The organism is Aeromonas sp. 2692-1 (assembly GCF_013085505.1).
GTDB lineage: Bacteria > Pseudomonadota > Gammaproteobacteria > Enterobacterales > Aeromonadaceae > Aeromonas > Aeromonas hydrophila.
Window position 1 is genome coordinate 3,639,734 of record NZ_CP038513.1, and the last position, 25,303, is coordinate 3,665,036.

19 protein-coding genes are annotated in these 25,303 nt (G+C 61.5%); 9 read left to right on the forward strand and 10 right to left on the reverse strand.

Annotation, left to right across the window (positions count from 1 at the left end; all coding sequences use genetic code 11):
• Window positions 1–40: 40 nt before the first annotated feature.
• The gene (locus tag E5E97_RS17135) at window positions 41–847 is read right to left on the reverse strand and encodes a crotonase/enoyl-CoA hydratase family protein (RefSeq protein WP_101150064.1); all 807 of its coding nucleotides are present in this window, start codon (window positions 845–847) and stop codon (window positions 41–43) included.
• A gap of 176 nt (window positions 848–1,023) precedes the next feature.
• Here E5E97_RS17135 and E5E97_RS17140 point away from each other — a divergent pair, with 176 nt between their 5' ends.
• The 5 genes from E5E97_RS17140 to E5E97_RS17160 all read left to right on the forward strand — a co-directional run bounded on the left by E5E97_RS17140 (window position 1,024) and on the right by E5E97_RS17160 (window position 7,341).
• Window positions 1,024–2,811 carry a putative nucleotidyltransferase substrate binding domain-containing protein gene (locus tag E5E97_RS17140; RefSeq protein ID WP_171280621.1) on the forward strand — a complete coding sequence of 596 codons (1,788 nt, stop codon included), beginning with the start codon at window positions 1,024–1,026 and terminating at the stop codon, window positions 2,809–2,811.
• A gap of 2 nt (window positions 2,812–2,813) precedes the next feature.
• Window positions 2,814–3,440 (forward strand): 3'-5' exonuclease, encoded by a 627-nt coding sequence (locus E5E97_RS17145; protein ID WP_171280622.1) that lies wholly within the window; start codon window positions 2,814–2,816, stop codon window positions 3,438–3,440.
• A 109-nt stretch (window positions 3,441–3,549) separates the two neighbouring features.
• Window positions 3,550–3,861, forward strand: coding sequence for a DUF485 domain-containing protein (locus E5E97_RS17150; RefSeq protein ID WP_011705924.1), 312 nt, complete (start codon window positions 3,550–3,552; stop codon window positions 3,859–3,861).
• Window positions 3,858–5,513, forward strand: coding sequence for a cation acetate symporter (locus E5E97_RS17155; protein ID WP_017408234.1), 1,656 nt, complete (start codon window positions 3,858–3,860; stop codon window positions 5,511–5,513). Before E5E97_RS17150 ends, E5E97_RS17155 begins: the two co-directional genes overlap by 4 nt.
• Window positions 5,514–5,748: 235 nt before the next feature.
• Window positions 5,749–7,341, forward strand: coding sequence for an ABC-F family ATPase (locus tag E5E97_RS17160; RefSeq protein ID WP_011705884.1), 1,593 nt, complete (start codon window positions 5,749–5,751; stop codon window positions 7,339–7,341).
• Between the two features lie 231 nt (window positions 7,342–7,572).
• Here E5E97_RS17160 and ppiD read toward each other — a convergent pair whose 3' ends face one another.
• The 6 genes from ppiD to tig all read right to left on the reverse strand — a co-directional run bounded on the left by ppiD (window position 7,573) and on the right by tig (window position 16,087).
• A complete protein-coding gene (gene ppiD / locus E5E97_RS17165; RefSeq protein WP_171280623.1) occupies window positions 7,573–9,486 on the reverse strand; it encodes a peptidylprolyl isomerase in 1,914 nt (637 codons plus the stop codon).
• A gap of 151 nt (window positions 9,487–9,637) precedes the next feature.
• A complete protein-coding gene (hupB, locus tag E5E97_RS17170) occupies window positions 9,638–9,910 on the reverse strand; it encodes a nucleoid-associated protein HU-beta (RefSeq protein WP_005315375.1) in 273 nt (90 codons plus the stop codon).
• Between the two features lie 239 nt (window positions 9,911–10,149).
• Window positions 10,150–12,504 carry an endopeptidase La gene (lon, locus tag E5E97_RS17175; protein ID WP_011705882.1) on the reverse strand — a complete coding sequence of 785 codons (2,355 nt, stop codon included), beginning with the start codon at window positions 12,502–12,504 and terminating at the stop codon, window positions 10,150–10,152.
• A 141-nt stretch (window positions 12,505–12,645) separates the two neighbouring features.
• Window positions 12,646–13,920, reverse strand: a complete 1,275-nt coding sequence (gene clpX / locus E5E97_RS17180; RefSeq protein ID WP_005301524.1) for an ATP-dependent protease ATP-binding subunit ClpX — start codon at window positions 13,918–13,920, stop codon at window positions 12,646–12,648.
• 146 nt (window positions 13,921–14,066) lie between these two features.
• The gene (gene clpP / locus E5E97_RS17185; RefSeq protein ID WP_005301526.1) at window positions 14,067–14,690 is read right to left on the reverse strand and encodes an ATP-dependent Clp endopeptidase proteolytic subunit ClpP; all 624 of its coding nucleotides are present in this window, start codon (window positions 14,688–14,690) and stop codon (window positions 14,067–14,069) included.
• 86 nt (window positions 14,691–14,776) lie between these two features.
• A complete protein-coding gene (gene tig / locus E5E97_RS17190; RefSeq protein ID WP_016350912.1) occupies window positions 14,777–16,087 on the reverse strand; it encodes a trigger factor in 1,311 nt (436 codons plus the stop codon).
• 428 nt (window positions 16,088–16,515) lie between these two features.
• Between tig and E5E97_RS17195 the strand changes: the two genes are divergently transcribed.
• Together E5E97_RS17195 and yfbR are read left to right on the forward strand one after the other, a co-directional pair.
• A complete protein-coding gene (locus E5E97_RS17195) occupies window positions 16,516–16,950 on the forward strand; it encodes a YccF domain-containing protein (protein ID WP_024943964.1) in 435 nt (144 codons plus the stop codon).
• Window positions 16,951–17,023: 73 nt separating this feature from the next.
• Window positions 17,024–17,614 (forward strand): 5'-deoxynucleotidase, encoded by a 591-nt coding sequence (yfbR, locus tag E5E97_RS17200; RefSeq protein ID WP_024943965.1) that lies wholly within the window; start codon window positions 17,024–17,026, stop codon window positions 17,612–17,614.
• A gap of 86 nt (window positions 17,615–17,700) precedes the next feature.
• Here yfbR and lolE read toward each other — a convergent pair whose 3' ends face one another.
• The 3 genes from lolE to E5E97_RS17215 form a co-directional block, all read right to left on the reverse strand.
• A complete protein-coding gene (gene lolE, locus E5E97_RS17205; RefSeq protein ID WP_118881119.1) occupies window positions 17,701–18,942 on the reverse strand; it encodes a lipoprotein-releasing ABC transporter permease subunit LolE in 1,242 nt (413 codons plus the stop codon).
• Complete coding sequence (lolD, locus tag E5E97_RS17210) at window positions 18,942–19,640, reverse strand: lipoprotein-releasing ABC transporter ATP-binding protein LolD (RefSeq protein ID WP_020480138.1); 699 nt, start codon at window positions 19,638–19,640, stop codon at window positions 18,942–18,944. The genes lolE and lolD overlap by 1 nt, the downstream gene beginning before the upstream one ends.
• Before the next feature lie 76 nt (window positions 19,641–19,716).
• Window positions 19,717–20,952: a lipoprotein-releasing ABC transporter permease subunit gene (locus tag E5E97_RS17215; protein WP_016350916.1), complete on the reverse strand. Its 1,236-nt coding sequence runs from the start codon at window positions 20,950–20,952 to the stop codon at window positions 19,717–19,719.
• Window positions 20,953–21,028: 76 nt separating this feature from the next.
• Between E5E97_RS17215 and E5E97_RS17220 the strand changes: the two genes are divergently transcribed.
• Entirely contained in the window at window positions 21,029–21,604 is a 576-nt protein-coding gene (locus E5E97_RS17220; RefSeq protein ID WP_011705874.1) for a hypothetical protein, read from the forward strand.
• Between the two features lie 9 nt (window positions 21,605–21,613).
• Window positions 21,614–25,078: a transcription-repair coupling factor gene (gene mfd, locus E5E97_RS17225; protein WP_171280624.1), complete on the forward strand. Its 3,465-nt coding sequence runs from the start codon at window positions 21,614–21,616 to the stop codon at window positions 25,076–25,078.
• Window positions 25,079–25,303: the final 225 nt, after the last annotated feature.

Here is a 25,303-nt window from a genome sequence, read left to right on the forward strand (position 1 = left end):
ATGGCAGCCTAGGCTGCCATTTCTTGTTTATCCCTGCCTGTCAGAGCGCGTTGCGGCGCGGCCCGAACGGCAGACGCCAGCGGAACAGGCTGTTGAGGGTGGCGCGCCACTGGTTGGGACGCCCCAGGATCTGCTTTTGCAGCCGGGTCTCTTCTTTCAGCATCGCCTCGTCGCTGCGGGCCCAGGCCTGGTTGTAGAGCTGCTTGATCCCCGCCAGTGCGTCCGGCGACTTGGTGATGAGGGTCTTCGCGAACTCCCGCGCCTCGGCCAGTGGATCGTCGCAGACCCGGCTCACCAGCCCGAGAGACTTGGCCTCCGGCGCCGGCAGCTCGCGCCCGCTCATGGCCAGCTCCATGGCGGTATCCACCCCCATCAGGTTGCGCATGGTGACGCTGCCGCTCATGTCGGGGATGATGCCCCACTTGATCTCCATCACCGAGAAGCGGCAATCGGGGGTGCTGAAGCGAAAGTCGGCGCCCAGCGCAATCTGCAACCCGCCGCCAAAACAGACCCCCTGGGTCACGGCGATCACCGGCACCGGCAACTGATGCCAGCCATAGGCCACCCGCTGGGCCAGGTTGGTGGCTTCATCCGCCTCGCGTTTTAAGATCTCGAGCGCCGCCACCGGCTGCTTGAGCATGGATTTCACATCCAGCCCGGCACAAAAGGCCCGCCCCTCCCCGTGCAGGATCACCGCCCGCAGCCCCTTGTGCTGGCGCAGCTGCTCGAGTACCCCGTCGATGGCGCTGAACATGGCCCTGTCCAGCGCATTGAGCTTGTCGCCCCGTGCCAGCATTACCTCGGCGATGCCGTCCCGGATCTCGCATTTGACCCTTGGTTTTTCCATTTTCCCCTGTCCTCTCCTGAGTTCGCACTGGTCATACCACCACGTTATCAGAGTGTTATCGCCAGGTACAGCGAGGAGCCCGGTTTCCCACTGCCACGGCGCGTGCGACTAAAGTCGGCTGGCTGGTCAGGCGCCGCTTTGTCAGACTGGCTTGACGCCACCGGCCAAGGATTGCCATGACCAGCCTGTTCAACTTTGCCCGCCCGCCGTTTGACTGCCTGACCGCAGAAGAGCGTCAACGGCTCGAGCAGCACCTCTCCATTTGCTACTTTCGCGCCGGCCAGCCAGTGCTCAAGGCGGGCGATGCGCCCCCCGGCCTCTATCTCGTCCTCAAGGGGGCGGTGGAGGAGTCGAGCCCTCATCACCAGTTTGGCGACTATGGCGAGGGGGATTTGTTCGACGTGCGCGCCCAGTTTGACGGCCACTGCCGCCACCAGTTCAGTGCGCTGGAAGATCTGCTCTGCCAACTGATCCCCAGAGCCACCTTCATCGAGCTGTGCGAGGGCAATCCCGCCTTCGCCCGCTACTTCACCGCCAGCCTGGCACAGCGGCAACAACAGCAGGAGCAGCGCGCCCAGCTGGGACAGAAGAATCTGGCGGAGTTCATCCTGACCCGCATCGAGCCCGGCCATCTGCAACCGCCGCTCATCGTCGACAGCCGCCTGTCGCTCTTGGCCGCCACCGAGGCCATGGTGGCCAAGGGCACCGACTGCCTGCTCTACCCGGCCACGGATGGCAGCCTGAGTCTGGCGACCCGCAAGACCCTGCTGCACGCCCTGACCCTCAAGGGACTGCCGCTGACGACGCCGCTGGCGGTGCTGGATCCGACCCCGCTCATCGGCCTGCCACTGGACAGCTATCTGTTCGACGCCCTGCTGCTGATGACCCGTCATCGCATCAAGCGGCTGGTGGTCTGGCAGGGACAGGAGGTGGCGGGGATCTTGCACCTGACCCAGGTGCTCGGCCTCTTCTCCACCCATTCCCATGTGCTGACCCTGCGCATCGCTCGCGCCGACACCCTGCCGGCGCTGGAAGCGGTGGCCCGCGAGCAGCAACAGCTGACCCGCTCGCTGTTCGGCCAGGGGATCCACACCGCCTTTTTGATGAAGCTCATCGCCACCATCAACGAACAGCTGATCGCCAAGGCCTTTGCGTTGGTGATCCCGCCCGCGGTGCAGGAGCGGGTCTGCCTGCTGATGCTGGGCTCGGAGGGGCGCGGCGAGCAGATCCTCAAAACCGATCAGGACAATGCCCTGATCCTGCCCGCCGACCTGCACTGGCCGACCCAGCAGGCCGATTTGGCCGCCTTCAGCGAGCTGCTGGCCCGGCTCGGCTACCCGCCCTGTCCCGGCCGGGTGATGGTCAACAATCCGGCCTGGGTCAAGCCCCTGGCGCTCTGGCAGCAGGAGATCGAGCGGTCCTGCGTCGAGGCCAGTGAAGCAGACTTGCTCTGGCTCGCCACCCTGGCCGACGCCCACCCCATCGCCGGCGATCGCGCCCTGCTCCCCCCTCTCGCCCGCAAGTTACGCGAGCAGCTGGCCGAGCGGGGAGATCTGCTGGCAGAGATGGTGCGACCGGCGGTAGCGTTTCATGCGCCGCTCACCCTGTTTGGCCGTCTGGAGCGGGCGCCGGAGGGGCTGGATCTGAAACGTGGTGGCCTCTTCCCGCTAGTACACGGCATTCGCATGCTGGCGCTGGAAGCCGCCATCCTGGAGACCTCTACCCTGACACGGATCGAGGCGCTGGTAACGGCCGGGCGGCTCAGCGCTGGCTTTGGCGACAATCTGGCGGAGGCGTTCAGGCTCTTTATCCGGCTGAGGCTACGCAGCCAACTCAAGGAGGGGGAGAGTCGGGTGCAGGTCAATGATCTTAGCCACGGCGAGCGGGATCTGCTGCGCCAGGCACTGCATCAGGTGAAGAAGTTCCAGCAGTGGCTCACCTTGCACTTTCGTCTGAGGCAGTAGCCATGTTGAGCCACCTGCGCCGTCATTGGCATGGTCGCCGCGTTAAAGACCCGGCATTTGCCCCGCTCTATGCCGACCCGCCCGCCGACGAGTGGGTGGCCCTCGACTTCGAGACCACCAGCCTGGATCCCGCCCAGGCCGAGATCGTCGCCATCGGCGCGGTGCGCATCCAGGGCAACCGGGTGCTGACCGGCGAGGCGCTGTCCATCCGGGTACAAGCGCCGGCCAGCCTGAGCGAACATTCGGTGGTGATCCACGGTCTGCGCCATCAGGATCTGCAACAGGGCATGACGCTGGAAGCCGCGCTGCGCCTGCTGCTCGCCTTTATCGGCCCGCGCGAACTGGTGGGGTATCACATCGCCTATGACCTGCGGATCCTCAATCTCGCCTGCCAGCGATGCTGGGGGCTGACCCTGGCGCAGCGCGGGATAGAGGTGAGCCGGCTCTACCACGATCACCTCTATCGCCGCTATCCCGATGCCGCCATCGACCTGCATCTGGCCGCCATCAGCAGCCACCTGGGCCTGCCGGCCCTGCCCGCCCACGACGCCCTGAGCGATGCCATCACCGCCGCCCTCATCTTCTTGCGCCTCACCCGGGGCGGGCCACTGGCTTATCCCAAAGTCTAATTGTCCACAAATAACATTTGATTCACATTTTGCTTACATGAGCAGCCCTGCTGCTCGGTAGGGACCTCCCTTCATTCACCGCCGACACTCAATGTCATGGAGCACTGCAATGGAACAGCAACCGTATCTTCGGATCCAGCAAGATCCCAACTTCCAGGAGTTGGTCGCCAAGCGCCAGCGCTTTGCCTGGTCCCTCTCCATCCTGATGCTGGGGCTCTATCTGGCCTTCATCATGCTCATCGCCTTCGCCCCCGGCTGGCTTGGCACCCCCTTGAGCGAAGGGTCCACCATTACCCGCGGCATCCCGGTCGGAGTGGGCCTCATCCTCTCCTCCTTCGTGTTGACCGGCATCTATGTGTTTCGGGCCAACGGCGAGTTTGACGAACTGAACCAGAAGATCCTCAAGGGAGCCCAATCATGAAAGGCAAGTCTCTGCTGTTGCTGGCCACGCTGGCCTCCTCCCCCCTGCTGGCAGCCGATGCGCTGACCGGCGAGGTGCATCGCCAACCGCTCAATATCTCGGCCATCGTGATGTTCGTGATCTTCGTGGCGGCCACCCTGTTCATCACCTACTGGGCCTCCAAGCGCAACCGTTCGGCCTCCGACTACTACGCCGCCGGCGGGCGCATCACCGGCTTCCAGAATGGCCTGGCCATTGCCGGTGACTACATGTCCGCCGCCTCTTTCCTCGGCATCTCCGCGCTGGTCTACACCTCCGGCTACGATGGCCTGATTTACTCCATCGGCTTTCTGGTGGGCTGGCCCATCATCCTGTTCCTGATCGCGGAGCGGCTGCGCAACCTCGGCAAGTACACCTTTGCCGACGTGGCCTCCTACCGCCTCAAGCAGACCGAGGTGCGCACCCTCTCCGCCAGCGGCTCCCTGGTGGTGGTCGCCCTCTACCTGATCGCCCAGATGGTGGGCGCCGGCAAGCTGATCGAGCTGCTGTTCGGCCTGCAATACCATGTGGCCGTGGTGCTGGTCGGCATTCTGATGGTGCTCTACGTGCTGTTCGGCGGCATGCTGGCCACCACCTGGGTGCAGATCATCAAGGCGGTGATGCTGCTCTCCGGTGCCAGCTTCATGGCCATCATGGTGATGAAGTCGGTCAACTTCGACATCGGCACCCTGTTCAGTGAAGCGGTCAAGGTGCACGAGAAGGGCATCGCCATCATGAGCCCGGGTGGCCTGGTCGCCGATCCCATCTCCGCCATCTCGCTGGGTCTGGCCCTGATGTTCGGTACCGCCGGCCTGCCCCACATCCTGATGCGTTTCTTCACCGTGAGTGACGCCAAGGAAGCGCGCAAGAGCGTGTTCTATGCCACCGGCTTCATCGGCTACTTCTACATCCTGACCTTCATCATCGGCTTTGGCGCCATCCTGCTGGTCAGCACCAACCCGGACTTCAAGGACGCCACCGGTGCCCTGCTGGGGGGTACCAACATGGCCGCCATCCACCTGGCCGATGCGGTAGGCGGCAGCCTGTTCCTCGGCTTCATCTCCGCCGTGGCGTTTGCCACCATCCTGGCGGTGGTGGCCGGGCTGACCCTGGCCGGCGCCTCGGCGGTCTCCCACGATCTCTATGCCAGCGTCATCAAGAAGGGCAAGGCCAACGAAGCCGACGAGCTGCGCGTCTCCAAGTACACCACTGTGGTGCTGGGAGTGGTCGCCATCGGTCTCGGCATCCTGTTCGAGAAGCAGAACATCGCCTTCATGGTGGGCCTGGCCTTCTCCATCGCCGCCAGCTGCAACTTCCCGGTACTGTTCCTCTCCATGTTCTGGTCTCGCCTGACCACTCGCGGCGCCGTCTACGGCGGCTGGCTGGGGCTGGTGAGCGCGGTCAGCCTGATGATCCTGGGCCCGACCGTGTGGGTGAAGGTGCTGGGCCATGCTCAGGCCATCTTCCCCTACGAGTACCCCGCCCTCTTCTCCATGGCGGTGGCCTTCGTCGGGATCTGGCTGTTCTCGGTCACCGACAAGTCGCAAAATGCGCTCGACGAGCACGCCAAGTTCTTCCCGCAGTTTGTCCGTTCCCAGACCGGACTGGGGGCAGCCAGCGCCAGCTCCCACTGAACCTTCGATTGACGGTTGCAAGCCGGCCCCAGGGCCGGCTTTTTTCATGCCGAGAGGCAGCAGTTATCGCCCCTTGTGATCAGATCGACACGGCCATGGCCGCCAAGGTGCACGAGCGCACAGCACCACCCTCTCTATCCCCTCTGCAATAGGCCCGGATCACAGTTCTTGCTAAAACTTTCGGGGGATCTGTGCCATAATGCGCGCCATTTGACAGACCAACCGGGACATTCCAGTGCTTTCAAGCAATAACATCACCATGCAGTTCGGCGCCAAGCCGCTGTTTGAGAACATCAGCGTCAAGTTTGGCGGCGGCAACCGCTACGGCCTTATCGGCGCCAACGGCTGTGGCAAGTCCACCTTTATGAAGATCCTCGGCGGCGATCTGGAGCCCACTGGCGGTAATGTGAGCCTGGACGTCAACGAACGCATCGGTAAGCTGCGTCAGGATCAGTTCGCCTACGAAGAGATGCGCGTACTGGACGTGGTCATGATGGGTCACACCGAGCTGTGGGCCGCCATCGCCGAGCGCGATGCCATCTACGCCAACCTGGAAGCGACCGACGACGACTACATGAAGGCCGCCGAACTGGAAGGCCTGGTCGCCGAGTATGACGGTTATACCGCCGAATCCCGCGCAGGCGAGCTGCTGCTGGGTGCCGGCATTCCCATCGAGCAGCACAACGGCCCGATGAGCGAAGTGGCGCCGGGCTGGAAACTGCGGGTGCTGCTGGCACAGGCGCTGTTCTCCAACCCCGATATCCTGCTCTTGGACGAACCGACCAACAACCTGGACATCAACACCATTCGCTGGCTGGAACAGGTGCTCAACGATCGCGAGAGCACCATGATCATCATCTCTCACGACCGTCACTTCCTGAACTCCGTCTGCACCCACATGGCGGATCTGGACTACGGCGAGCTGCGCGTCTACCCGGGCAACTACGACGAGTACATGACGGCCGCCACCCAGGCCCGTGAGCGCCTGCTGGCCGACAACGCCAAGAAGAAGGCCCAGATCGCCGATCTGCAATCCTTCGTGTCGCGTTTCAGCGCCAACGCCTCCAAGTCCAGCCAGGCCACCTCCCGCCTCAAGCAGATCGACAAGATCAAGATTGAGGAAGTGAAGGTCTCCAGCCGGCAGAACCCCTTCATCCGCTTCGAACAGGAGAAGAAGCTCTACCGCAACATCCTGGAGATCGAAGGCGTATCCAAGGGCTATGGCGAGGCTCCGCTGTTCAAGGGCCTCAACATGATGCTGGAAGTGGGCGAGAAGGTCGCTATTCTGGGTACCAACGGTATCGGTAAATCCACCCTGATCAAAACCCTGGTGGGCGCGCTGGCGCCGGACACCGGCACCATCAAATGGTCCGAAAACGCCCAGATCGGTTACTACGCCCAGGATCACGCCGAGGACTTCGACACCGATCTCAACGTGTTCGACTGGATGGCCCAGTGGAAACAGGAGAACGAAGACGAGCAGGCCGTACGCTCCGTGCTGGGCCGTCTGCTGTTCTCCCAGGACGACATCAAGAAGCCGGTCAAGGTGCTGTCCGGTGGTGAACAGGGCCGCATGCTGTTCGGCAAGCTGATGATGCAGCGCCCCAACATCCTGATCATGGATGAGCCGACCAACCACCTGGACATGGAATCTATCGAATCCTTGAACCTGGCGCTGGAGATGTACAAGGGCACCCTGATCTTCGTCTCCCACGACCGTGAGTTCGTCTCCTCCCTGGCGACCCGCATCCTGGAGCTGACTGAAGATGGCATCCGCGACTTCGGTGGCACCTACGAGGATTACCTGCGTACCCAGGGCGTGGTGTAACCCCCTCCTGCCCGCATATCCCGTCAATGAAAACCGGCACCTGAGTGCCGGTTTTTTTATGCCTGCGATATCTGCCAAACGACGCGGATCATCCCGAGCGTCATATCCCCTTCCCCCTGCCAGGACCGGGTTGTCATCCCGCCAGAAAGAAAGGAGACCGAACGGCGCCTCGCAGATAAAGAAACGGCCCCATCAAGGGGCCGTTTTCACATCGATTGGGATCGGTTCGACTTATTCGACCGAGGCTTCCACATCGGTGAAGTACTCGATCTTGGCAGACTTGCGCAGCTCGTCGATGAGGGACTTGTAGCTCACCTGAGCCTTGCCCTGACCCAGCTGGCCTTGCAGCAGCTTGGCCATGCCAGACGGCTCCTTGGCGACAGTCACCTTGTCCAGGGCCACCACCACGCGGTCGCCGTTGGCTTCGGTCACCAGCTCGACGCTCGGCTTGCCGTCGATCGGATGAGGCATGCGGAAGGCCTGCGCCACCAGGTTCTGATCCAGATCCTGAGCGAAGCGGGCTACCCCGTCATGATTCTCCACCTTCAGACCCAGCGCGGTCAGCTCGGCCTGGATATTCTCGCCAGCCTTGAGCTTGTCCAGCAGACCCTGCGCCTTGCCACGAGCCACTTCACTGGCCTTGTCGTGCTTGATGGCTGCAATCACCTGGTCTTTCACCTCCGCCAGCGGTTTGGCCGCTTTCGGCTGATGACCGGTGATGTGCATGACCAGCGCCTTGCCATCTGCCAGTTCGATCACATCGGAGTTGGTGTTGTCATCGCGCAGCTGCTCGGAGAAGGCGGCGGAGAGCACCTTGGGATCGTTCAGCGGTGCCGGTGCATCAGCCTGGCTGAAGTAACCGGTGGACTGCACCTTGAGACCCATGGTGTCGGCGGTCAAGTCCAGCGAATCCGGGTTCTCGAAGCTGCTGTCGGCCATCTTCTGCTGCTCGGCAAAGAACAGCTCCTTGGCCTTGTCTGCCTGCAGACGGCTGATGGTCTCTGCTTTCACATCGGCAAACGGCTTGGTCTGGGCCGGTTCAACCCCCAGCAGCTTGATGACGTGGAAACCAAACGGGCTCTTCACCACGGTGGAGAGATCACCGGCCTTGGCCAGTGCAAATGCAGCCTTCTCGAACGCCGGATCCATCACCCCTTTCTCGAACCAGTCCAGCTCGCCGCCCTTCTTGGCGGAGAAGGTATCGGAAGAGTCGGCCTTGGCCAGCGCGGCGAAATCGTCACCGGCCTTGGCTTTGGCCAGCACGGCCTCGGCCTTCTGCTCGGCGGCTTTCTCGTCCTTGCCGAACGGGATCAGGATGTGAGCCACATGACGACGCTCGGCACGCTGGAACAGATCCTGGTGCTGATCGTAGTAATCCTGGGCATCCTGCTCGCTCACCTTGACGTCTTTGCCAAGGGTGGCAGCGTCCAGCAGCAGATAGTCAACCTTGACCTGCTCGTCATTCATGAAGTGGCTGCTGTTGGCCTTGTAGTACTGCTCCACCTCTTCATCGGAAACTTTCACATCCCCCAGGTAGGCAGCAGCGGCCAGGCGCACCAGACGCAGATCGCGAGTCTGGTTGTAGAGCTTGTCCAGTTGCTCGGCTTCACCCTTGAGTGCAAATTCGGTGCCCAGCAGGGCGCCCATCAGTTGCTGGCGAACCATGTCCTGGCGCAGGGAGTCACGGAACATCTCCGGGGTCATGCCGGCGCGGCGGATCAGCTGCAGATAGCGATCGTTGTTGAACTTGCCATCTTCGGCAAACTCGGGCATGGCGACGATGGCCTGCTTGATCTGCTCATCGCTGACCCGCAGACCCAGTTCACGTGCCTTGCTGTCGAACAGGGCCTGATCGATCAGACGGTCCAGCACGCCACGGCGGAACTGCTTCATGTAGTCAGGATTGGCGGCCAACTGGCTGAAAGACTCCCCCATTTGGGATTCCATGCGGGCCCGCTCGTTGCGATAGGCATTTTCCAGCGCAGCGGAGCTGATGTCATTGCCGTTGACGGTGGCGGGGGCGGTACGAGCCGGGCCGTTGAGGTAGCTACCTACACCGGCCAAGGCAAAGGAGAGGATGATCAGGCCCAAGATAACCTTGGCTACCTTGCCCTGCGCCCCTTCGCGTAGTTTATCCAACATCATGTTTGTACTTATGCTCCCGAACTCGATGGGCGTAAATAATGAAAAGGCGCACCGATTGCGATGCGCCTTGGTCAATCAGTATGAGGGAGAGCCCTCTCACTTGTCTGGTCTGTGACCAAGGACGGTGGCCGATGTGATATCAGCGCCCGACTTAGTTGACAGCGTCTTTCAGGGCCTTACCGGCTTTGAAGGCAGGAACTTTACCAGCGGCGATTTCGATGGTCGCGCCAGTTTGCGGGTTACGGCCAGAACGGGCAGCACGCTCGCGCACGGCGAAAGTACCGAAACCTACCAGAGCAACCTGGTCACCCTCTTTCAGGGCTTCACCCACGGCGTCAATGAAAGCATCCAGCGCACGGCCAGCAGCGGCTTTGGAGATATCAGCACCGTCTGCAATCTTGTCAATCAGTTGAGATTTATTCACTCTTATATTCCCCTTTTATCGAACATCGCTGCGGCGCCGATTTCCCTGGCCACAACAAGTGGAGGTTTTATAGCAAGCCTCCTGATCAGTTGCAAGTGACAATCTAGCGCAAACCCGCGCCACATCACGCATTGCGACTCATCATGAGTACCCGATCGGTGGTCAAGGCTACTTCCGTTATCCGGCGCATGCAAGCCTTAACCACCCCCGAATGCGCCAAATTTGCGGCGCATCAACATTTACACGACAGAAACGCGCTCAAACCCTTGTGGATTGTCCTGCAACGCCAGTTCCAGCACCTCGTCAATCCAGCGAACCGGATAGATTTCAAGGTCTTGTTTGACGTTGTCCGGGATCTCCTCGAGGTCACGCTCGTTCTCTTTCGGGATCAGCACCCGCTTGATACCACCGCGATGGGCAGCCAGCAGCTTCTCTTTGAGACCGCCAATCGGCAGCACTTCGCCGCGCAGGGTGATCTCCCCCGTCATGGCCACATCAGCACGAACCGGATTACCGGTCAAGCTGGAGACCAGGGCAGTACACATGGCGATACCGGCGCTCGGACCGTCTTTCGGGGTCGCCCCTTCCGGTACGTGCACGTGGATATCGCGCTTCTCGTAGAAGTCGGCATTGATGCGCAGCTTCTCGGCACGGGCCCGAACTACCGTCATGGCGGCCTGGATGGACTCCTGCATCACATCCCCGAGGGAACCTGTGTAGGTGAGCTTGCCCTTGCCCGGCATATTGGTGGTCTCGATGGTGAGCAGATCGCCCCCCACTTCGGTCCACGCCAGACCACATACCTGGCCCACCTGGTTCTGATCGGTGGCCTTGCCGTAGTCAAAGCGCTGCACCCCGAGGAACTCCTTGAGGTTGGCCTGATTGACCTGAACATGCTTGATGCTCTTGTCCAGCAGGATGCGCTTGACCGCTTTGCGACAAATCTTGGAGATCTCACGCTCCAGGCTACGCACCCCCGCCTCGCGGGTGTAGTAGCGGATCACCCCGACCAGAGCGGAATCCTCGATGGTGATCTCGGACTCTTTCAGGCCGTTGCGTTGGATCTGCTTGGAGACCAGGTGCTGCTTGGCGATGTTGAGCTTCTCATCTTCGGTGTAACCGGAGAGGCGGATCACTTCCATCCGGTCCAGCAGCGGACCCGGGATGTTCATGGAGTTGGAGGTGGCCACGAACATCACGTCCGACAGGTCATAATCCACTTCCAGATAGTGATCGTTGAAGCTGTTGTTCTGCTCGGGATCCAGCACTTCCAGCAAGGCTGAAGCGGGATCGCCACGCATGTCCGAGCTCATCTTGTCGATTTCATCGAGCAGGAACAGCGGGTTCTTCACGCCGACTTTCGCCATCTTCTGGATGAGCTTGCCGGGCATGGAACCGATATAGGTACGACGGTGACCGCGGATCTCCGCTTCGTCACGCACCCCGCCGAGCGCCATGCGCACGTATTTGCGACCGGTCGCCTTGGCGATGGACTGGCCGAGCGAGGTCTTGCCCACGCCGGGAGGCCCTACCAGACAGAGGATCGGTCCCTTGAGCTTGTTGACGCGCGCCTGCACCGCCAGATACTCGAGAATGCGATCCTTGACCTTCTCCAGGCCATAGTGATCGGCATCTAGCACCTCTTGCGCCTTGCCCAGGTCTTTCTTGACCTTGGAGCGCGCCTTCCACGGCACCTGCACCATCCAGTCGACGTAGCTGCGCACCACGGTGGCCTCGGCCGACATGGGCGACATCATCTTCAGCTTGGCGAGCTCGGCCTGCGCCTTCTCACGGGCATCTTCCGGCATGCCGGCCTCTTCAATCTTGCGATTGAGGGCTTCGAACTCATCCGGACTGTCTTCCAGCTCACCCAACTCTTTCTGGATGGCCTTCATCTGCTCGTTGAGATAGTACTCGCGCTGGCTCTTCTCCATCTGCTTCTTGACCCGGGAGCGGATGCGTTTCTCGACCTGCAGCAGGTCAATCTCCGACTCCATCATGGCCATCAGAAACTCGATGCGCTCGGACACGGAGGCGATTTCCAGCACCTTCTGCTTGTCTTCGAGCTTGAGCGGCATGTGGGCGGCCATGGTATCGGCCAGGCGCGCCGCATCGTCGATCGCCGAAATCGAGGTGAGCACCTCGGGCGGGATCTTCTTGTTGAGCTTGATATAGCCTTCGAACTGACCGATGGCGGAGCGCACCAGCACATCCTGGTCCTTCTCCTCAATCGCTTTGGAGGCGATGTACTGCGCCTCGCCAACGAAGAAGTCCCGGTCGTCGATCATCCGCTCAAGACGGGCACGCTGGCCCCCTTCCACCAGCACCTTGACGGTGCCATCGGGCAGCTTGAGCATCTGTAGAATATTGGCCACTGTCCCGACGGAGAAGATCTCTTCCACCGTCGGCTCATCGGTTGACGCATCCTTCTGGGCCACCAGCAGAACTTTCTTGTCCTGCTCCATGGCCGCTTCCAGACAGCGAATGGATTTTTCCCGCCCCACAAAGAGTGGAATGACCATGTGGGGGTAAACCACCACGTCACGAAGAGGCAGGACGGGAATCTCGATGCGTTCTGAACGCTCTAGGTTCATATATGTCCTCTCGGCTTGTTATACCGTTGGCAAAGCGCTTGGCTGAGTATATGGGGGCGCTTAGATGAGATTCAATCGCCGAAACCGCAAAAAGCATGAAAGGGGCAAAAAGCCCCTTTCATTTGATTAAAAATCAGACATTTACTCTGATGCGGCGGCCTGGGTCTCGGGATTTTCGTAGATCATCAAGGGCGCGGAGTCCCCCTTGATCACGGTTTCGTCGATCACCACCTTGCTGACACCGTCCAGCGACGGCAGGTCATACATGGTATCGAGCAGCACGGCTTCCACGATGGAACGCAGACCGCGGGCGCCGGTTTTACGCTCCATCGCCTTGCGGGCAATGGCGTTCAACGCGTCGTCACGAAACTCCAGTTCCACCCCTTCCAGATCGAACAGCGCGGCATACTGCTTGGTCAGCGCGTTCTTCGGCTCTTTCAGGATCTGGATGAGGGCAGCCTCGTCCAGCTCGGTCAGGGTCGCTACCACCGGCAGACGACCGATGAACTCGGGGATCAGACCGTATTTGATCAGATCTTCCGGCTCCACCTTGGCAAAGCTCTCGCTCAAAGTCGCCTTGGCACTCTTGGACTTGACCTCGGCACCAAAGCCGATGCCGGTGCCCTTGACGGAGCGCTGCTCGATCACCTTGTCCAGACCGGCAAAGGCGCCACCGCAGATGAACAGGATCTTGGAGGTATCAACCTGCAAGAACTCCTGCTGCGGGTGCTTGCGACCACCTTGCGGCGGCACGGAAGCGATGGTCCCTTCGATCAGCTTGAGCAGGGCCTGCTGCACCCCTTCCCCGGACACGTCGCGGGTGATGGAGGGGTTGTCCGACTTGCGGGAGATCTTGTCGATCTCGTCGATGTAGACGATGCCACGCTGGGCCTTCTCTACGTCGTAGTCGCACTTTTGCAGCAGCTTCTGGATGATGTTCTCCACGTCCTCGCCCACATAACCGGCTTCGGTCAGGGTGGTGGCGTCGGCCATGGTGAAGGGAACGTCCAGCAGACGAGCCAGGGTTTCAGCCAGCAGAGTCTTGCCGCTACCGGTCGGACCGATCAGCAGGATGTTGGATTTGCCCAGCTCCACACCACCGGACTCGCTGCCGCTGCGCAGCCGCTTGTAGTGGTTGTAGACGGCTACCGCCAGCACCTTCTTGGCGTACTCCTGCCCGATCACATAGTCATCCAGATGAGCGCGGATTTCATGAGGGGTCGGCAGCTCGCTACCATCGCGCTTGGGGGAGATCTCACGGATCTCTTCGCGGATGATGTCGTTGCACAGCTCGACACACTCATCACATATGTAGACGGAAGGGCCAGCGATCAGCTTGCGCACTTCATGCTGGCTTTTGCCGCAAAAAGAGCAGTAGAGCAGCTTATCACCCTCACCCTTGCGTTTTTCTGTCATTCAGCAACCTCGTTTTATCAATAGAGGATGGATTGTCCTGTTGAGTTTACAACAGTCCGGAACACCCTGCCCATGCCTGATCTGCCGATTGAGGGCATCATCAAACCAGATGATGCCTTCGACGATGATACGGGCTAGCTCGTGGCTCAGCCGCGGCGGCTCAGGACACCGTCAACCAGACCATAGGCCACGGCCTGCTCGGCCGACATGAAGTTGTCACGGTCGGTGTCACGCTCGATGGTGGCCATGTCCTGACCGGTATGGAAGGCCAGACGCTCGTTCAGGGTATTCTTGATCTTCAGGATCTCCTGGGCATGGATCTGGATATCAGATGCCTGGCCCTGGAAACCGCCCAGCGGCTGGTGGATCATCACGCGGGCATTGGGCAGGCAGAAACGCTTGCCCTTGGCACCACCGGCCAGCAGGAAGGCACCCATGGAGCAGGCCTGCCCCATGCAGACCGTGCTGACGTCCGGCTTGATGAACTGCATGGTGTCATAAATGGACATACCGGCCGTGACGGCCCCACCCGGAGAGTTGATGTAGATGCTGATGTCCTGATCCGGATTTTCAGACTCCAGGAACAGCAGCTGAGCCACCACCAGATTCGCCATGTGATCTTCAACCTGACCGGTCAGGAAGATCACCCGCTCCTTCAGCAGACGAGAATAGATGTCGTAGGAACGCTCCCCTTTCGCGGTTTGCTCTACCACCATCGGGATGAGCGCATTGCGTGGGGATTCAGTCACATCGTTATAGTTCTTGTACATAAGGCATTGTCCCTAAAATAAAATGGCCCGAGTGGAGATCACACGAGCCATTATACTTAACAGTCTTGACCTTAAGTCAAATGTTCTTAGGCAGCGGCACCGGACTTGTTGATCACTTCGTCAAATGCAACTTCCTTCTCGGTCACCTGGGCCTTGGACAGGATCAGGTCGATGGCTTGATCTTCAACTGCCAGGTTGCGAACGCCGTTCAGCATCTGTTCGTTCTTCTGGTAGTACTCGATCACTTCCTTCGGATCTTCGTAGGCAGTGGCCATGGATTCGATGATGCTGTTGACGCGCGCTTCATCAGCCTTGATCTCGTTGGTACGGATCACGTCGCCCAGCAGCAGACCTACGCGTACACGACGCTCGGCCTGGCCCTGGAACAGCTCGGCCGGCAGTTCAGGAGCGTTGCCGCCCTGGAAGCCGCCGAAACGCTGCAGAGCCTGCTGACGCAGGGCATCGATTTCCTGAGCAACGGCAGCCTTCGGCAGATCGATCTGGTTGGCTTCAACCAGACCGTTCAGAACCTGCTCTTTCACGCTGTTTTTCAGGGCTTGAGCCAGTTCGCGCTCCATGTTCTTGCGCACTTCGGCTTTCAGCTCTTCAACGTTGCCGCTCTCGATGCCGAAACGCTTGACGAACTCTTCGGTCAGCTCAGGCAGGATCTGCTCTTCAACCTTGTTCAGCTTGGAAGCGAACTTGGCAGCTTTGCCTTTCAGGTTTTCAGCGTGGTAGTCAGCCGGGAAGGTCACGTCGATGGTGAACTCGTCGCCTGCTTTCTTGCCCATGATGGCGTCTTCGAAGCCCGGGATCATGCGACCGGCACCCAGTACCAGGTTGAAGCCTTCGGCCTTGCCGCCGTCGAACTCTTCACCGTCGATGGAACCGACGAAGTCCATGGTCACACGCATGCCATCGGCAGCGGCGGCGTCCACTTCACTCCAGGTAGCGTGCTGCTTGCGCAGGGTGTCGATCATGTTGGCCAGATCTTCATCCTTCACGGTAGCAACCGGCTTCTCGACCTTGATGGTCTCGAGGCCAGCCACTTCAAACTCGGGGTACACTTCGAAGGTCGCGGTAAATTCGAAGTCCTGACCTTCCTGGATCTCTTTCGGATCCATGGTCGGGGCACCGGCCGGGCTCAGTTTGTTTTCGATGATGGCCTTGATGAAGTTGCTCTGCATCATTTCGTCAGCAACGCGAGCATGTGCCATGGCGCCGAACATCTTCTTGATGATGGCAACCGGAGCCTTGCCAGGACGGAAACCGTCGATGCGACGGGTTTTGGCCAGGCCGTTCAATTCTTTGCGCACGGCGGCGTCAACGGTAGCGGCCGGTACGGTGATGGTAAGACGGCGTTCCAGACCCTGGGTTGTCTCTACAGAAACTTGCATTCTTCTACCTCGTTCAACTCAGCACTGCGTGCTGACCCTTTATTGCCCCTGGGCAAAGCCCGGAGTCTTCCTGTTTATAAAGACAACGACTGTCTTTGTGATGAGAAAATATGACGCGACATTATAGCGGCGCACTTTGATCGAGTCGAGCCACACGTCCCCCAACCGGGCAGGGGATGGCACAATTCCCGCCAAACTGCCCCTTATATGGGGAATAGCGGAGCCGACTTCAAGCACACAAGCCGCAAGAATTTGCACTTGCTCACCTTTTTTCGTGCAAGAGCCTACTTTTTCACCTCATATCTCTCCATCGAGGTCTCTTTTCGCCCCCTGCGACCCAAATTGTCCACCCCACCCCTTCAACCATTGCGTCCATGACCATCGCTCGTTATGGTGGCAGCCATCTTGATAAGTCTGGAGTCACCGACATGGCCTTTTTCCGCTTCTTGTTCAATCTGCTCTGGTTCGTACTGGGAGGCGTCTTCATGGGGCTGGCCTGGTGGCTGGCCGGGCTGATCTGTTTTATCTCCCTCATCGGGATCCCCTGGGGACGCGCCTGCTTCGTCATCGGCACCTTCACCTTCTTCCCGTTCGGCAAGCAGGCGGTCAACCGCAAGACCATGACCGGTCTGAGCGACATGGGTACCGGCACCATGGGGCTGATTGGCAACATCATCTGGTTCGTACTGATCGGGGTCTGGCTGGCCATCGGCCACATCGCCTCGGCGCTGGCCTGCTTCGTCACCATCGTCGGCATCCCGTTCGGCATCCAGCACCTCAAGCTGGCGCTCATCAGCCTGGCCCCCATCGGCCAGATGATCGTCACCAATCAGGAGGCCGAATCAGGCCGTTATATTCGCTGAAGGCGATGCCGCCAGCCGTAAAAAAGGGCAGACTAGGGTCTGCCCTTTTTCATTGCCATCTTCGAGGTCATCCATGCTGCCCAGCCACTTCTTCGCCAATCTCGCCCGCATGAAGCTCATCTACCGCTGGCCGCTGATGCGCAACATCCAGCCCGAGAACATCGCCGAGCACAGTCTGCAGGTGGCCATGGTGGCCCACGCCCTCGGCCTTATCAAAAACCGGCTCTTTGGTGGCAGCGTGGATGCCGATCGCGCCGCCGTCATGGCCCTCTACCACGACAGCAGCGAAGTGCTGACCGGCGATCTGCCCACCCCGGTCAAGTACTTCAATCCCGAGATTGCCCGCGAATACAAGAAGATTGAGCTGGCCGCCGAGCAGCGCCTGCTGGGCATGTTGCCGCCGGAGCTGATCGAGGATTTTCGCCCGCTGCTCGATTCTGCAGCCCAGGATGGCGAGCTGGCCAGACTGGTGAAGGATGCCGACACCCTCTGCGCCTATACCAAGTGTCTCGAAGAGATCAATGCCGGCAACCGGGAGTTCGAGCCGGCGCGCAAGCGCCTCGAGCAGATGCTGGCGGCCCGGATGAGCGACGAGATGCGCTACTTCATCGACATCTTCGTGGCGAGTTTCTCGCTGCCGCTGGATGAACTCAACGCCCACTGAACCAGCCAGCCCCCCTCAAAACAGAAGGGCCCGCCGGTTTGCACCGGCGGGCCCTTCGTTTTTATCAGCAGACAAGATGCCGCCTATCAGTGCCCCAACTCGCGCGACGGCACCAGCCCGCTCGCCCGCCAGGCGGGGTAGAGGGTGGCCAGCAGGCTCATCAGGATGGCGGCGCCAGTCACGATGAGCAAGTCCTGCATGTGCAGCTCGGTCGGCAGGAAGTCGATGAAGTAGATGTCCGGGTTGAGGAAGCGATGGCCAATGAGCTTCTCGATGACACCCAGGATCTGGGTCAGCTTGCTGGAGAGCAGGCCGCCCAGCAGGGCGCCGAGCAAGGCACCCGCCACCCCGTTCACCATCCCCTGAATGACGAAGGTAAGCCGGATCTGACCCGGGCTCGCCCCCATGGTCTTCAAGATGGCGATCTCGCTGCGCTTCTCGTTCACCGCCATCACCAGGGTGGAGACGATGTTGAAACAGGCCACCGCCACCACCATCAGCATCACCACGTACATCACGGTGCGCACCATCTGGATGTCCTGATAGAGATAACCCTGGCGGCTCATCCAGCTGCTGATGTAGACGTAGTGCGGGAACTTCTGGGCGGCTGCCACCGTGATGGACTGCGCCTTGAGCACGTCGTTCACCTTGAGGCTGAAGCCCTCCACCGCGCTGCCCATGCCGGTGATGGCCTGGGCATCCGCCAGATGCATGAAGCCGAGCACCCCATCGAGCTGGCCACCGATCTCGAGCAGCCCCACCACGGTGAGAGACTCGCGCTTCGGGTTCTTGATGCCGGCGGCATCGCCACCCTGAGGCAGCAGCAGGGTGACAGTGTCCCCTATCTTGACCCCCAGCTTGTCGGCGATGGTCTTGCCGAGGATGAGGCCGTGCTCGCCGGCTTCCAGCTCGCGCAGACCGCGGCCCGTCATGTAGTTGCCCGCGTCAGACAGATTGGCCTCGAGCTCCGGCAGCACGGCGCGCACCTGCAGTCCCTTGAGGGCACTGCCGTACTCCAGCAGGCCGTCGAGCCGGATCACCGGGGCGGCAGCCTCCACTCCGGGCTGGGCCAGCAGGTAGTCCCGTAGCTTGGGCCAGTTGGGGAGCGGTGCCTCCATCCCCATCAGCTCGCCGTGAGGCACCACGGAGAGCACCCGGTTTTTAAGCTCCCGCTCAAAGCCGTTCATGGCGGAGAGTCCCAGGATCAGCGCCATCACCCCGAGGGCGATACCGATGAGGGAAGAGGCGGAGATAAAGGCGATGAAGCCGTTGCGACGGCGAGAGCGGCTATAACGCAGGCCCAGAAACAGGGGCAGCGGCTTGAACATCAGGCGACCTCCGCCATCACGCCGCTCACCAGGGTCACCCGGCGATGGAGCTTGGCTGCCAGGCTGAGATCGTGGGTCACCACCACGAACGCGGTGCCGAGCTCGCGGTTGAGCTCGCAGAGCAGCTCATAGACGGCGGTGGCGCTGGCGTGATCCAGGTTGCCGGTGGGCTCGTCCGCCAGCACCAGACTGGGCTCGTTGACCAGGGCTCGGGCGATGGCCACCCGCTGGCGCTCGCCACCGGAAAGCTCGGACGGTCTGTGGTTGAGACGGTGGGAGAGCCCTACCCGCCCCAGCATCCGGCTCGCCTTGTCGGTCGCGCTCTTCACCGACTCACCGGCGATCAGCAGCGGCATGGCAGCATTTTCCAGCGCTGTGAACTCGGAGAGCAGGTGGTGGAACTGATAAACGAAACCCAGTTCCTGGTTGCGAAACTTCGCCTGGGTACGGCTGTCCCAGCGATGGATGTCCTGCCCCTTGAACAGCACGGCGCCGCTGGAGGGGTTGTCGAGCGCCCCCATCAGGTGCAGCAGGGTGGTCTTGCCGGAGCCCGAGCTGCCCACCACCGCCAGCATCTCGCCGGGCGCCACACTGAGGTCGATGCCCTTGAGTACCTGGGTCTCCAGATCGCCCTCTTTGTAGACATGGTTGAGGGCCTGACAGCGCAGCAGCGGCTCGCAGGAGACGGATTGATTCATAAAGGAGGCTCCACTTGCACCTGTAACAACGCCGGCGCCGGCAGCAACACCGGCACCAGTAACAACAGAAGATGAATTATTCATAACGCAGCGCCTCGGCCGGTTTGACCCGGGCCGCACGGGCCGCAGGGTAGAGGGTGGCGCTGAAGCTGAGCAGCACGGCGCCCAGCAAAATGGTCACGACCTGGGCGGGTTCGACGATGACCGGCAGGCCCGAGCCGCCGGCCGTCATGTAGAGGTTGAGCCCCACCGCATCGAGCAAGGGGTTGAGCCCCATGGAGAGTGCCAGTCCCGCCAGACCGCCGAACAGGGCGCCGATGACCCCGCTGGAGGCTCCCAGCACCATGAAGATCTTGACGATGCCCGCCTCGCTCATGCCCATGGTGCGCAGGATGGCCACCTCCCCTTCCTTGTCGGTCACCACCATCACCAGGGCGGAGAGGATGTTGAAGGTGGCGACTGCGATGATCAGCACCAGCATCAGCCCCATCATCCGCTTTTCCATGGCCACCGCCTGGAACAGCTCGCCGCGCTCGCGGCGCCAGTCCTGCCACTCCAGCCCGTCCGGCAGCGCCGTCTTCACCACCTCGTCGGCGGCGAAGGGGTCATCCAGCCAGAGGCGGATGCCGCCCACCTGATCCGCAGGCAATCGCAGCATGCGCTGGGCATCCCCCAGCGCAATCAGGGCGACCTGGCTGTCCACGTCGGCACCGACCCCGAAGATGCCGGAGACGGTAAAGAGACGCTGGGCCGGCACTCGACCAAACGGGGTAAAGCGGGTGCCTTCGGTCAGGATCAGACGGACCTGGTCGCCCATGGAGACCTTGAGGCGATTGGCCACCCCCTGCCCCAGCACTATGTGGTATTCGCCCGCCTGCAGGCTGTCCAGACGCCCCATCTGCATCTGAGCGTGCAGGATGTCGTCCTTGGGCCACTGGGCGGGATCGATGCCCTGCACGCTGACGCCGGTGAGCTGACCGGGGCTTTGCAGCATGCCTTCGCTGTCGAGCATGGGGGCATGGGCAATCACGTGCGGCAGCCTGGCCAGGTCGGGTAGGCCCTGCGGCGCGGCATCGATGCGCCCCGCCGGGCTGGTCACCACCACATGGGGGATCACCCCCAGGATGCGGCCCTTGAGCTGCCCTTCAAAACCGTTCATCACCGAGATGACCACCATCAGGGCGGCGACCCCGATGGCGATGCCGAAAGTGGAAAACAGGGAGATAAATGAAACGAAGCGATTGCTGCGTCGCGAGCCTGCATAACGCAGGCCTATGGCCAGCGACAGTGGCTGAAAAAGTCCAGTCTTCAAGGATATCTACATTGCCAACAAAATAAGATACCGGATAATAAAGGGAAACCGTCTATGACAACAAGGGATAGCCTCCATGCAGGAACAGTTCTTCAGTGTCACCCATGCCACACCGGTCAATGTGATCCCCATGCCCGGTGACTTTCATCTGCCCTCGCTGGAAGCACTGGAGGCCGAGCTGCCCGAACCGTTTCGCATCGCCTCCGCCATTACCTCCATCGACATGGTGACCAGCCGCCTGATCCGCAATCAGAACGATTCGATGCACGATCTGGTGGAGATCATCAACCAGCAGTCGCGCAAGATCGACATGATCATGGGCTATGTGCTGTCGGTGCAGGATCATCCGGAACATCGCTTTCACACCCTGCGCTTTGGTGCCGGCCAGCTGACCTACCTGCATCCGCGTCAGGGCCACGGCGAGGTGCCGCACCTGCACCAGATAGTGCGGCTCAAGATCTTCCTGCGCGAAGAGGCCTCCGCCATCTACTGCTACGGCCAGGTCAAGCAGCTGGAACCGAGCGAGCACGGCACCCACGTGATGCTCGACTATGTACGGATCCGCGAGGATGACCGCGAACTGCTGGTGCGTGCCAGCCTGCATATCCAGTCCAAACAACTCAAACTTCGTGCGCAAGACCGTCAACGTTAAAAGAATCGAATGATGCCAATGAAGCTTCCCGCCTTGCCCGCCAAGGCGGGCCAAAAGTTAACGCTCGGCCAGCTGACAGGCAGCAGCCTCTCGCTGATGGCCGCCCGCCTCACCCGGGAGGCTCATCGCCCCGTCCTGCTGGTGACCGCCGATACCCCGAGCGCCCTGCGCCTCGAACAGGAACTGCAATACCTGCTGGCCGACACCGGCTGCCCGGTGCTGCTGTTCCCGGACTGGGAGACCTTGCCTTACGACACCTTCTCCCCCCATCAGGACATCATCTCCCAGCGGCTCGAGACCCTCTACAAGCTGCCGCAGATGAGCAGCGGCGTGCTGATCGTGCCCATCTCCACCCTGATGCTGCGCACGGCGCCCCGGGTCTATCTCGACAAATACAGCCTGATGGTGAAAAGCGGCCAGCGCCTCAATCTGCAGCAGCTGCGCGCGCGCCTCGCCGAGGCGGGCTATGTGGCGGTGGAGCAGGTGCTGGAACATGGCGAATTTGCCGCCCGCGGCTCCCTGCTCGATCTCTTCCCCATGGGCAGCAGCAGCCCCTATCGCATCGACTTCTTCGACGACGAGGTGGACTCCATCCGCCCGTTCGACCCCGAGACCCAGCGCTCCAGCGAGCCGGTCAAGAGCGTCAGTCTGTTGCCGGCCCGGGAGTTTCCCACCGACGAGGGGGCCATCGAGCTGTTTCGCGGCCAGTATCGGGAACAGTTCGAGATCTCCCGCGCCGAGGGCTCCGTCTATCAGGAGGTGAGCAAGGGGCGCTGGCCCGCCGGCATCGAGTACTATCTGCCGCTCTTCTTCCAGCAGACCGCCAGCCTGTTTGACCACCTGCCAGAGAACACCCTGCTGCTGACCGTGGGGGAGATCTACCCCGCCGCCCAGCGCTTCTGGAACGACATCGCTCAACGCTACGAGGACAGGCGCTGGGACAATACCCGCCCCCTGCTGCCCCCCCAGCAGATCTATCTGCCGGTGGAGCAGCTGTTTGCGGCGCTCGGCCAGTACGCGGCCGTGCGGCTGCAGGAGGCCCCCACCGCCGGTGATGCGGGCCAGCATGACCTGCCGATCTCGGTGCTGCCCGAGCTGCAGCTCGATCACAGCAAGGAGCAGCCGCTGCTGGCCCTCAACCAGTTCCTGCAAGGTTTTGCCGGGCGCACCCTGTTTGCGGTGGAGTCCGAGGGGCGGCGCGAGGTACTGGGCGATCTGCTGGCCCGCATCGCGCTGCAGCCCAAGGAGTTCGCGTCACTCGATGCCTTCATCACCAGCAAGGCCCGTCACGGCCTGCTGGTGGCACCGCTCGAGCGCGGCTTCTTGCTGCGAGAGCCGGGGCAAGAGGAGCTCGCGCTCATCACCGAGACCGAACTGCTGGGCGGCAAGATCCGCAGCAAACGGCAGCGGGAGAAGAGCAAGAACCTGAGCTCGGATGCGGTGATCCGCAACCTCGGCGAGCTGACCCAGGGTCAGCCGGTGGTGCACCTGGATCACGGGGTCGGCCGCTATCTGGGGCTGGAGACCATCGATGCCGGCGGCCTGCCCACCGAGTTTCTGACCCTGGAATATGCCGGCGGCGACAAGCTGTTCGTGCCGGTCACCAGTTTGCACCTGATCAGCCGTTATACCGGCTCGGATAACCCGCCCAGCCACAAGCTCGGCGGCGAGGCCTGGGTCAAGGCCCGGCGCAAGGCGGCCGAAAAGGTGCGCGACGTGGCGGCCGAGCTGCTGGATGTCTATGCCATGCGCGCGGCCCGTCACGGTTTTGCCTTCAAACATGACCGCGAGGCCTATCGCCAGTTTGCCGCCGGCTTCCCGTTCGAGGAGACCGATGATCAGCTCAACGCCATCAATGCGGTACTCGGCGACATGTGCCAGGCCAAGAGCATGGATCGGCTGGTGTGCGGCGACGTGGGCTTCGGCAAGACCGAGGTGGCGATGCGGGCGGCGTTTGTGGCAGTACACGGCGGCAAGCAGGTGGCCGTGCTGGTGCCCACCACCCTGCTCGCCCAGCAGCACTACGACAACTTCCGCGACCGCTTCGCCAACTGGCCGGTGCGGGTCGAGGTGTTGAGCCGCTTCCGCTCCGCCAAGGAGCAGAGCGCCGTGATGAAAGAGCTGGCCGAGGGCAAGGTCGACATCATCATCGGCACCCACAAGCTGCTGGGCGCCGAGCTCACCTTCAAGGATCTGGGGCTGCTCATCGTCGACGAGGAGCATCGCTTCGGGGTGCGCCAGAAGGAGAAGATCAAGGCGCTGCGAGCCGATGTGGACATCCTCACCCTCACCGCTACCCCCATTCCGCGTACCCTCAACATGGCGATGTCGGGCATGCGGGATCTCTCCATCATCGCCACCCCGCCCGCCAAGCGGCTCGCCATCAAGACCTTCGTGCGCCAGCAGGAGCCGGCGGTCACCCGCGAGGCGGTGCTGCGGGAATTGAAGCGTGGCGGCCAGGTCTACTACCTGCACAACGACGTGGAGAGCATCGAGAAGTGCGCGGCAGATCTTGCCGAGCTGGTGCCGGAGGCGCGCATCGGCATCGCCCACGGCCAGATGCGCGAGCGCGAACTCGAGCGGGTGATGTCGGACTTCTACCACCAGCGCTTCAACCTGCTGGTCTGCACCACCATCATCGAGACCGGCATCGACGTGCCGAGCGCCAACACCATCATCATGGATCGGGCAGATCATCTCGGTCTGGCCCAGCTGCACCAGCTGCGGGGTCGGGTTGGTCGCTCCCACCACCAGGCCTATGCCTACCTGCTCACCCCCCATCCCAAGCTGATGACCAAGGATGCGGTCAAGCGGCTGGAGGCCATTGCGTCCCTTGAAGATCTCGGCGCCGGCTTTGCGCTGGCCACCCACGATCTGGAGATCCGCGGCGCCGGCGAACTGCTCGGCGACGATCAGAGCGGCCAGATTGAATCGGTCGGCTTCACCCTCTACATGGAGATGCTGGAGCAGGCGGTCGAGGCGCTGAAATCGGGCAAGGAGCCGTCACTCGAACAGCTGATGAGCCAGCACACCGAAGTGGAGCTGCGCCTGCCTGCCCTGTTACCGGACGACTATATTCCGGACGTCAACATGCGGCTCTCCATGTACAAGCGGATTGCGAGTGCGGCGGACGAGCAGGAGCTGCGCGAACTGAAAGTGGAGCTGATCGACCGCTTCGGCCTGTTGCCGGAACCAACCAAAACCCTGCTGGAGCTGGCGGCCTTCCGCCAGCGCGCCACAGCCCTTGGCATTCGCCGGGTGGAGATGAGCGAACGTGGCGGCTATCTGGACTTTACCCAGGAAACCAAGGTCAACCCTGCCTATCTGGTCAAGCTGCTCTCCGAGCAGCCGCGCATCTACAAGATGGACGGGCCAACCCGGCTGCGCTTCCAGGTGCCGACCCAGGACAGGGCCATGCGCCTCAAGCTTGTGGACGGCCTGCTGGCGGATCTCGCCAGCCACGCCAGCCCCTGAGGGGACGGTGATGGAGCGGCCAGCCGCTCGCCCAAATAAAACGGGAGCCTTGATGGCTCCCGTTTTATTTATGTTGGCTGGTGACGAGCGTCTCCCTTCTCCCCTTGTGGGAGAAGGGTCGGGGATGAGGGGGCAGTGAAAACCATTCCCCTCACCCTGCCCTCTCCCAGAGGGAGAGGGCATCGCACCGGTAAACGTTGGGCTTCGCTGCGCTCAGCACCAACC